General features: G+C 40.0%; 1 protein-coding gene. It reads right to left on the reverse strand.

Annotated elements, in window-relative coordinates; all coding sequences use genetic code 11:
- The coding region (gene folE, locus ACS8FD_RS23755; RefSeq protein WP_439277658.1) for a GTP cyclohydrolase I at window positions 1-359 on the reverse strand (359 nt) is incomplete at its 3' end.
- Window positions 360-547 lie beyond the last annotated feature (188 nt).

Genomic DNA, 547 nt, shown 5'->3' on the forward strand with positions numbered 1-547 from the left:
CGTGCAAACATATCGACAATACGGGCAAATTTTGACAATCCTAAAACATGTCCATTGGGCAAATATCCAATGTGAGCGATACCATGAAAAGGCAACATATGATGCTCACATAGCGAATAAAATTCAATGTTTTGTACCAATACTAGCTCACGATTGGTCGATGGAAATACGGCATCATTGACGACTTCATCTAAGCTTTGATGATAGCCTTGGGTTAAATGAGCAAAAGCTTTTGCCGCACGTTCAGGAGTATCCTCAAGGCCAGGGCGAGACAAATCCTCGCCTGTTGAGCCAATCAAGTGACGATAAGATTCGATACTTTCTTGATATTTTGAAGTTATTGTTGGGGTGTTACTCATAGGTTTGGCAGCCATCCAAAATGTAGGTGTAGCTTAACGCTAAATCCTTGGTCATAAACAACCGTTATAAAGGATTTTTATAAAAATGTGCAAGCTGGGAAGGGCTACGATTATACTTGAAATCGGTGCAACTTCATACCGCTATAGACGATGCTAAACCGCCTGATATATGAGAGTAAATATAAATC

This window comes from Psychrobacter sp. 1U2 (genome assembly GCF_051847575.1).